This window comes from Paraburkholderia sp. (assembly GCF_026225065.1).
Classification (GTDB): Bacteria; Pseudomonadota; Gammaproteobacteria; order Burkholderiales; family Burkholderiaceae; genus Paraburkholderia.
Map to the genome: position 1 here is coordinate 1 of NZ_JAMFSB010000301.1, position 7,956 is coordinate 7,956.

At 64.0% G+C, this 7,956-nt stretch carries 8 protein-coding genes and 1 pseudogene; 5 read left to right on the forward strand and 4 right to left on the reverse strand.

Translation table 11 applies throughout. The annotated features are described in order from the left end of the window. Positions 1 to 4: 4 nt before the first annotated feature. Both M0954_RS21645 and M0954_RS21650 read left to right on the forward strand, forming a co-directional pair. Positions 5 to 1,306, forward strand: a complete 1,302-nt coding sequence (locus M0954_RS21645; protein WP_122152662.1) for an MFS transporter — start codon at positions 5 to 7, stop codon at positions 1,304 to 1,306. Between the two features lie 43 nt (positions 1,307 to 1,349). Next, positions 1,350 to 2,078, forward strand: a complete 729-nt coding sequence (locus M0954_RS21650) for an SDR family oxidoreductase (protein ID WP_297355419.1) — start codon at positions 1,350 to 1,352, stop codon at positions 2,076 to 2,078. 55 nt (positions 2,079 to 2,133) lie between these two features. Here the strand turns inward: M0954_RS21650 and M0954_RS21655 are convergent, their stop codons facing one another. From M0954_RS21655 to M0954_RS21670, 4 genes are all read right to left on the reverse strand, one after another. Then, positions 2,134 to 2,757, reverse strand: a complete 624-nt coding sequence (locus M0954_RS21655; protein ID WP_297355421.1) for an HAD family hydrolase — start codon at positions 2,755 to 2,757, stop codon at positions 2,134 to 2,136. Next, positions 2,754 to 3,305, reverse strand: coding sequence for an isochorismatase family protein (locus M0954_RS21660; protein WP_297355423.1), 552 nt, complete (start codon positions 3,303 to 3,305; stop codon positions 2,754 to 2,756). The genes M0954_RS21655 and M0954_RS21660 overlap by 4 nt, the downstream gene beginning before the upstream one ends. A gap of 66 nt (positions 3,306 to 3,371) precedes the next feature. Beyond that, the gene (locus tag M0954_RS21665) at positions 3,372 to 5,186 is read right to left on the reverse strand and encodes an aminopeptidase P family protein (protein WP_297355425.1); all 1,815 of its coding nucleotides are present in this window, start codon (positions 5,184 to 5,186) and stop codon (positions 3,372 to 3,374) included. An 18-nt stretch (positions 5,187 to 5,204) separates the two neighbouring features. Next, positions 5,205 to 5,459, reverse strand: coding sequence for a hypothetical protein (locus tag M0954_RS21670; protein WP_297355427.1), 255 nt, complete (start codon positions 5,457 to 5,459; stop codon positions 5,205 to 5,207). Positions 5,460 to 5,652: 193 nt separating this feature from the next. Here M0954_RS21670 and M0954_RS21675 point away from each other — a divergent pair, with 193 nt between their 5' ends. From M0954_RS21675 to prfA, 3 genes and pseudogenes are all read left to right on the forward strand, one after another. Then, on the forward strand, positions 5,653 to 6,360 hold the full coding sequence (locus M0954_RS21675; protein ID WP_122155459.1) for a response regulator transcription factor: 708 nt from the start codon (positions 5,653 to 5,655) through the stop codon (positions 6,358 to 6,360). A gap of 65 nt (positions 6,361 to 6,425) precedes the next feature. Then, positions 6,426 to 7,712: a glutamyl-tRNA reductase gene (hemA, locus tag M0954_RS21680; protein ID WP_297355428.1), complete on the forward strand. Its 1,287-nt coding sequence runs from the start codon at positions 6,426 to 6,428 to the stop codon at positions 7,710 to 7,712. A 125-nt stretch (positions 7,713 to 7,837) separates the two neighbouring features. Next, a pseudogene (gene prfA / locus M0954_RS21685) lies at positions 7,838 to 7,956 on the forward strand (peptide chain release factor 1); the annotation flags it as partial.

Here is a 7,956-nt window from a genome sequence, read left to right on the forward strand (position 1 = left end):
AACCATGCAGGCAAAAACACCGCGCTTACGGCGCATCCAATGGGTCGCTGTGACGTTTCTGACGCTCGCGGGCCTCGTCAATTATCTCGATCGCAGCACGCTGTCGATCGCCAATCACTCGGTGAGCGGCGAACTGGGGCTCTCCGCCTCGCAGATGGGTCTGCTGCTGTCCGCATTCTCGTTCTCGTACGCGTTCGCGCAATTGCCGATGGGTGCGCTGCTCGATCGCTTCGGCGCGCGACTGATGCTCGGTGTCGGCATGTTGGTCTGGTCGGTGGCGCAGTTTTTCGGCGGCCTCGTGCAGACCTTGCAGCAGTTCCTGATTGCGCGGATCTGCCTCGGCATTGGCGAAGCGCCGCAGTTTCCCGCGGGCGCGAAAGTCGTCAGCGAATGGTATGCGCTACGCGAGCGCGGCCGGCCCACCGGTATCTTTACTACCTCGTCGACGATCGGCCCGGGCCTCGCGCCGCCCATCCTCACCGGCCTGCTGCTCGCGTTCGGCTGGCGCTGGATGTTCGTCGTGATGGGGGTAATGGGCATTGCGGTGTCGATCAGCTGGTACATCGTGTATCGCAACCGCGCCGAAGTCACACTCGACGCGGACGAGGTCACGCATCTGACCGAAGAGGAGCCGCAGATGCGCGCCGAGCGTCGCATGACGGGGGCTGAATGGCGTGGCCTGTTCGCGTCGCGCACCACGTGGGGCATGATCTTCGGCTTCATGGGCGTGATCTACATGGTGTGGTTGTATCTGACCTGGCTGCCCGCGTATCTCGAACACGAACGGCATCTGTCGATTGCGAAGACCGGCTGGATCGTGTCGATTCCGTATCTGTTCGGCACACTCGGCATGCTGTCGAGCGGGTTCGTCGCCGATGGACTGATGGCGCACGGCGTCGCCCCGATCCGCAGTCGCAAGTGGCCGATCTGTACGGGTCTGATTTTCGCAGCTGTGTTCACGGTGCCTGCGGCCTATACGCCGAATACCACGCTTGCCATCGTCTATCTGTGCCTGGCGATGTACTTCATCAACATGGCGAGCGGCGGCGCCTGGGCGCTTGTCAGCGTGGCCGCGCCGCGGCACCTGGTGGCATCGCTCGGCAGCATCCAGAACTTCGGCGGTTACTTCGGCGGGTCGTTTGCGCCGTTCATTACGGGCGTGGTGGTCGATCAGACGCATTCGTTCGTCGACGCGTTTCTGATCAGCGCGGGTGTGTCGTTCGCGGCTGCGCTTGTCTACATGTTCGTGGTGCGCGCGCCGATCGCCGAGCGCGCCGATACCGCAGCGGCCGCTACGCTCGCCTGAGCGCGTTCCCTGAAACCTTCACCTACCCGGAGAAGCATTCGTCATGACGTTTCAGCAGGATCTTTTTCAAGGCAAAACTGCTGTGGTGACCGGCGGCACGCAAGGCATCGGTGCGGGAATCGCGCGCCAGCTTGCGGCGCTCGGCGCTCGCGTGATTGCAGCGGGTCTCGCGCCGACGGATGCTCAGCGTCACGCGCTCGGAGCCGACATCGAAGTGGCCGCGCTCGACGTCAGCTCGAACGACGAAGTCACCGCGCTGTTCGCGCCGCTTGCCTCGCTCGACATCCTGGTGAACTGCGCGGGGATGATCCGACGCGTCGAGGAGCATCAGCTTGACGTGTTCGAGCAGGTAATCAATGTGAACCTGACCGGGACGATGCGCACCTGCTCGGCGGCGCGTGCTCTGCTGGGCAAAAGCCGCGGGGCAATCGTCAATACGGCGTCAATGCTGAGCTTCTTCGGCGGCGGTCTGGTGCCGGCGTATAGCGCGAGCAAAGGGGGAGTTGCGCAACTGACCAAGTCGCTCGCGCTGGCGTACGCGCAGGAGGGGATTCGCGTGAACGCTGTCGCGCCCGGCTGGATTGCGACGCCGCTCACGCAGGCGCTACAGGAGGACGAAGGCCGCTCGCAAGCGATTCTGGAACGCACGCCGCTCGGGCGCTGGGGCGAGCCGGAGGACGTGGCTCAAGCGGTGGTGTTCTTGTGCTCGCCGGCAGCGGCATTTATCACCGGCACGATCGTGCCGGTCGACGGCGGGTATCTGGTGGCGTAGGCGGCGGCCGATATCAGGCGAGCGGCAGCCGGCTGGCTAACCGGCGCCGCCAGGATCAAACCGGCAAACCGAGCTCGCGCAGCTTCGCTTCAGTCTGCGCCGCGGACATGTGATGGATGGCGTTCCAGCCGAGCGCAGTCGCAGCCGCGACGTTCCTCGTGACATCGTCGATAAAGACCAGTTCGTGCGCTTCGATTCCGGGCAGTTGAGCCTCGATACGCCGGTGCATTTCAGCAAAAATCGCCGGGTCAGGCTTGACCATTTTGACGCGGCCGGACACCACGACGTCGCGGAAGCGCCGCAGCACCGGGAAGTTCTCCCACGCATACGGAAACGTCTCATCGGACCAGTTGGTGAGACCGAACAGCGGCACGCCCGCTGCGTCGAGCTTGTCGAGGACCGTCACGGTGTCCTCGAGCACGCCGCGGATCATCTCGTGCCAGCGCTCGTAGAACGCGCGGATCAGCGGTTCGTGATCGGGAAACTGCGCGATCAGTTCGGCTGTGCCGTCGGCGATCGTCTGACCGCCATCCTGACGCAGGACCCATTCGATCGAGCAGACATGCGTCAGAAACCAGCGGCGCTCGGTCTCGTCCGGAATAAGCCCGCTAAACAGATATTCAGGGCTCCAGTCGATCAACACCCCGCCGAAGTCGAACACCACCGCTTTGATGCTCATGCGAACTCCGTGGCGAGGACGTCGGCGAGCGGGTGGACCGCGACCCGGTTGCCCTGCAGGGAGGAGTGCTCCCACACGCGGTTGTAGTGCGCGACGATCTGTTCGGGCGTGAGGTGTGAAGTCTGCTGGGTGGTGTGAAGATCCGAGACGACCGTCGTCCGGTAGCCGAGCAATGCAGCGCGGCGCGTACCGGTGTCGATGCAAAACTCGGTGGCGTAACCGCAGATCACGAGGCGATCGATGCCGAGCCGGTCCAGGTGCGCTTTAAGCCGCGTTTCGTGAAACGAGTCGCCAACCGATTTTCTGATGAGGATGTCGTCACTGGTGCGCACGAGATCGGCTGGCAGTTGCCAGCCCTCGCTGCCGTACTCGACCTCCTCATCGCCCTCTTCGTCGTGCTGGACGATGACAACCGGCGCCCCCGCTGCGCGCGCCGCCGCAGTCAGACGGTTGATCCCGGCGATTACCTCAGCGCCGCGATACGAAGCGTTCGCGCCGGAGAAAAACGCGTGTTGCACATCGATCACCACTACTGCCACGCCCGTCATCTGTAGCACTCCTCGCAATCGAATCGAATCGCAACGGCGCGCGAAGCGCCATCTTCCGCAAGTCGCCTAGACGGCCTGCGTCCGCGTCTCCAGCCACGCCTTCGCATCGCCCGACACGTGCGGCGAAATCCGTGTGCGCACCATCTCGTGGTACGCATTCAGCCAGGCACGCTCGTCCTCGCGCAGCATCGGCAAGTCGAAACAGCGCGTATCGATCGGACACAGCGTCAGTGTCTCGAACTTGAGGAAATCGCCGAACTCGGTTTTCTCGGCCGCGCGGTTCAGCACGAGATTTTCGATCCGCACGCCCCACTTGCCCGGCCGGTAAATACCCGGTTCGACCGAGGTGATCATGCCTTCCTCCATTGCCGTGAACGGTTCAGCCGGCGCGTAGTGCGAAATGATCTGCGGGCCTTCGTGCACGTTCAGGAAATAGCCGACGCCGTGCCCCGTGCCGTGACCGTAATCGGCCCCGGCTTCCCAGATCGGCGCACGCGCGATCGAGTCGAGCATCGGCGAGCGGATGCCGCGCGGAAACCGCGCCCGCGACAGCGCCATCATCCCTTTCAGCACGACCGTGCAATCGCGCCGCTGCGCGTCGCTCAGCGTGCCGATCGGCACAACCCGCGTGATGTCCGTCGTGCCCGTCAGATACTGGGCCCCCGAGTCGATCAGCAGCAGGCCGTTGCCTTCGATGGTGGAATGTGACGCTGCGCTGGCGCGATAGTGCGGCATCGCCCCGTTGGCGTTGAAGCCGGCGATGGTCGCGAAGCTCAGCGAAATAAAATCCGGACGACGCGCACGAGCGGCCGTCAGCCGTTCGTCCACGGTCAGCTCGGTGATCGTTTCGCGACCCTGCGCGCCTTCGAACCAGGCGAAGAATTCGGTGAGCGCCGCGCCGTCCTGCTCCATCGTCGCGCGCACGTGCTCGGCGTCCGCCTCGGTCTTGCGCGATTTCAGGAAGGTGGACGGATTGACCGCCTCGACGATGTTCACCGTCGCCGGCACCGACTGCAGCAGGCCATACGTGATCCGCCGCGGATCGATCAGCAGGCTCGCGCCGCCGGGCAAGCCCGCGAGGGCGGCCGCGGCCTTGTCATACGATTCGACGTGGATGCCGTCGCGTGCCAGCGCTTCGGCCAGCGCTCGCGGCACCTTGCCGTCGGCCACGAACAGCGAGACGCGATCCAACCCGATCAGTGCATGCGCGACGAACACCGGGTTGTAGCTGACGTCGGCGCCGCGCAGGTTAAACAGCCACGCGAGATCGTCGAGCGTTGAAATGAAGTGCCATTGCGCACCCTTGTCCTGCATCGCACGACGAATCTGGTCGAGCTTCTCGGAGCGTGCCACTGTCGCGTGCGGAGCGGCGTGTTCGAACACCTTCTCGGTGGGCAACGCCGGCCGCTGCAGCCAGATGGCGTCGAACAGATCGACGTCGGTGCGCAATTTCACGCCGTACGCGCTCAGCGAATGAGTCAGCGAACGCGCAGTGGCAAGCCCCAGCACCGCACCGTCGACGCCGACGGTGGCGCCAGCCGGCAGGTTTTGCGCCATCCAGTCGAAGTGCGGTTGCGACTGCTGGCCGCCGAACATCTTCATCAACTGGACGCCGGTGCCGGCCAGTTGCGCTTCGGCCTGCTCCCAGTAACGGCTGTCGGTCCACAGGCCGGCAAAGCTGTCAGTCACAACCAGCGTGCCGGCGGAGCCGGTGAAACCCGATAGCCATTGGCGCCCCTGCCAACGTCCCGGCAGATACTCGGACAGGTGAGGATCGGCAGACGGAACCAGATAGGCCGCGAGGCCCTCGCGCGTCATCGCGCCACGCAGATGGGCGATCCGCTCGGGAACGGAAGAGGTTTCGGGAAGTCGGGCATTCATGAGATTCACCTGCAAAGTTCAGCGACGGGAGAACAAGCCGACCGTCACGGCAACGGCAATCAACGCGACAGCCGTACACACCGGCCATTCGAGCGTATCGCCATCATGGAAGAGACCAGTCACGTTGCCGGCCAGGTTGGCGAACGCTGCCCCCAGCACACCCACCAGCAACGCCACCCAGATACATGCCCGGCTTGCGCGCCGCAGCGGATGGAACCACCAGCCCGCAAGGCCGACGGCCGCGCCCAGCAACACGATACCAGGCCAACCCATCAGTAGGGGACCTCGCTCACTTTCGGACTCTTCCCATATGCGCAAAGCGTTCGGACAGCTAGCATTTTTCTCTCGTTAATTATAAAGGTCAGCACGGCGCTTCCCGCATAGCGGTCGAGTTTAGGGGCCGGGGTCACATTTAGGCAAGCCGAAAGGAATGCTGCCCGCGCCCGCCACGCTGAAATCGCGTTCTATGCGAATCGCTCTCATTGAGCCTGACCCGCGCCACGCGGAACTGGTCGACCGTCTGATTTTCGCCGGCGGCCACGGCTGCCACCACTTCATCGCCAGCGAGCCGTTCCTTCTGCACGCGGCCAGCCAGTTCTTCGATCTCCTGTTGACCGATAGTTGGGCAGGTGACCGCTCCGCCGAAGATGTCATCCCTCGGGCGCGCAGCGTTCTGCCGGGCTTGCCGGTCATCATGCTGATGTCGGCGCCGCGCGAAAGTGAGATTGTCGCAGCACTTCATGCCGGCGCCGACGATTGTCTGGTTAAACCAGTACGTGGGCCGGAAATGCTGGCCCGTGTCGAGGCGCTGCTGCGCCGCGCCGGACTACGCCGTCCGCCCAACCGCAGGCTCGATACCTTTGGCGGCTACGCGTTTGACGCCGCGCACTTTACCGTGACATTCCTTGAGCAGACAGTGGCACTAACCCCCAAGGAGTTCCGTTTCGCGCTTCTACTGTTTATTAATGTGTCGCGGCCGGTGTCGCGCGTGCACATTCTCGAAACAGTCTGGGGCCGCCGGCGTGACGTAAGATCGCGTACGCTCGACACGCACGCGTCGCGGGTGCGCACCAAACTGCAGTTGCGGCCCGAGCACGGCTATTTGCTGACCCCGCTCTACGGCTACGGCTACCAGCTCGACGCGGTCCCGCCGGAGCGCGCCGCGGGAGCCTGAAACAGCCGTAGAACTGAAAGAAATGCGAAAACGCTATAATATTGGGCTAAACCATAGTCCCGCACATGCAGCTTCTAACGATCGGAATCAATCACCACACCGCGCCCGTCGCCTTGCGCGAACGCGTGGCGTTTCCGCTCGAACAGATCAAACCTGCATTGGCGACCTTCAAGGACATCTGGCTCGGCCCCGCCGCCCGGAGCGCGCCTGAAGCAGCGATCCTCTCCACCTGCAACCGCACCGAACTCTACTGCGCGACCGACGACCATGCGGTCCGCGAAGCGGCTATCCAGTGGTTTTCGCAGTATCACAAGCTACCGGTCAGCGAACTGGCGCCGCATGTGTACGCGCTGCCGCAATCTGAAGCCGTGCGTCACGCGTTCCGCGTTGCGTCGGGGCTCGATTCGATGGTGCTGGGTGAGACGCAGATCGTGGGGCAAATGAAGGATGCCGTGCGCACGGCTTCGGAAGCCGGCGCCCTGGGCACCTATCTGAACCAGTTGTTTCAGCGCACCTTCGCGGTGGCGAAGGAAGTGCGCAGCACCACCGAAATCGGGGCGCAATCTGTTTCGATGGCGGCTGCAGCCGTGCGGCTCGCGCAGCGCATCTTCGACAAGGTGGCGAACCAGCGCGTGCTGTTCATCGGCGCAGGCGAAATGATCGAGCTGTGCGCGACTCACTTCGCGGCCCAGCAGCCGCGCGAACTGGTGGTGGCGAACCGCACCGCCGAGCGCGGCACGCGCCTGGCCGAGCGCTTCAATGGCCGGGCGATCCCGCTATCTGAGCTGCCCACGCGGATGCATGAGTTCGACATCATCGTCTCGTGTACCGCTTCCACGTTGCCGATCATCGGTCTGGGCGCGGTCGAGCGTGCGGTGAAAGCGCGTCGGCACCGGCCTATCTTCATGGTCGACCTCGCGGTGCCGCGTGACATCGAGCCGGAAGTCGGCAAGCTGCAGGACGTGTTCCTGTACACCGTCGACGATCTCGGCGCCATCGTGCGTGAAGGCAACGCCTCACGTCAGGCGGCGGTCGCACAGGCCGAAGCGATCATCGAAACCCGCGTGCAGAACTTCATGCAATGGCTCGACGCGCGCAGCATCGTGCCGGTGATCCGTCATATGCACACGCAGGCGGATCTGCTGCGCCGGGCCGAAGTCGAACGCGCGCAAAAGGCGCTCGCTCGCGGCGACGATCCGGCTGCCGTGATCGAGGCTCTGTCGCAAGCCCTGACCAACAAGCTGATCCATGGCCCGACGCACGCACTCAATCGCGCCAGCAGCGAGAACCGCGATAAGCTCATCGAACTGATGGGCGGTTTCTACAAACATCCCAGCTCTTCGGAACGTTAGCGGCGCTGCCGCCGCGCGCCGCCTCGCCACGTGATTTCGTTTCGGCAGGCGGGCGCCAACCTCCAGGGCTTGCGCCCGCCTCCCCAGTTACGCCGTCCTTTCCGGAGCCCGCTCCGTACCGTCCGATGAAAACGAGCATGCAAAGCAAGCTCGACCAGCTCACTACCCGGCTGGCCGAACTGAACGATCTGTTGAGCCGCGAGGACGTCACCTCGAATCTCGACCAATACCGCAAGCTGACGCG

What these genes read in the sequence shown, in the direction of transcription:
- M0954_RS21645 (WP_122152662.1), top strand. Translation starts at nt 5, where the DNA reads ATGCAGGCAAAAACACCGCGCTTACGGCGCATCCAATGGGTCGCTGTG.
- M0954_RS21650 (WP_297355419.1), top strand. Translation starts at nt 1,350, where the DNA reads ATGACGTTTCAGCAGGATCTTTTTCAAGGCAAAACTGCTGTGGTGACC.
- M0954_RS21655 (WP_297355421.1), bottom strand. Translation starts at nt 2,757, where the DNA reads ATGAGCATCAAAGCGGTGGTGTTCGACTTCGGCGGGGTGTTGATCGAC.
- M0954_RS21660 (WP_297355423.1), bottom strand. Translation starts at nt 3,305, where the DNA reads ATGACGGGCGTGGCAGTAGTGGTGATCGATGTGCAACACGCGTTTTTC.
- M0954_RS21665 (WP_297355425.1), bottom strand. Translation starts at nt 5,186, where the DNA reads ATGAATGCCCGACTTCCCGAAACCTCTTCCGTTCCCGAGCGGATCGCC.
- M0954_RS21670 (WP_297355427.1), bottom strand. Translation starts at nt 5,459, where the DNA reads ATGGGTTGGCCTGGTATCGTGTTGCTGGGCGCGGCCGTCGGCCTTGCG.
- M0954_RS21675 (WP_122155459.1), top strand. Translation starts at nt 5,653, where the DNA reads ATGCGAATCGCTCTCATTGAGCCTGACCCGCGCCACGCGGAACTGGTC.
- hemA (WP_297355428.1), top strand. Translation starts at nt 6,426, where the DNA reads ATGCAGCTTCTAACGATCGGAATCAATCACCACACCGCGCCCGTCGCC.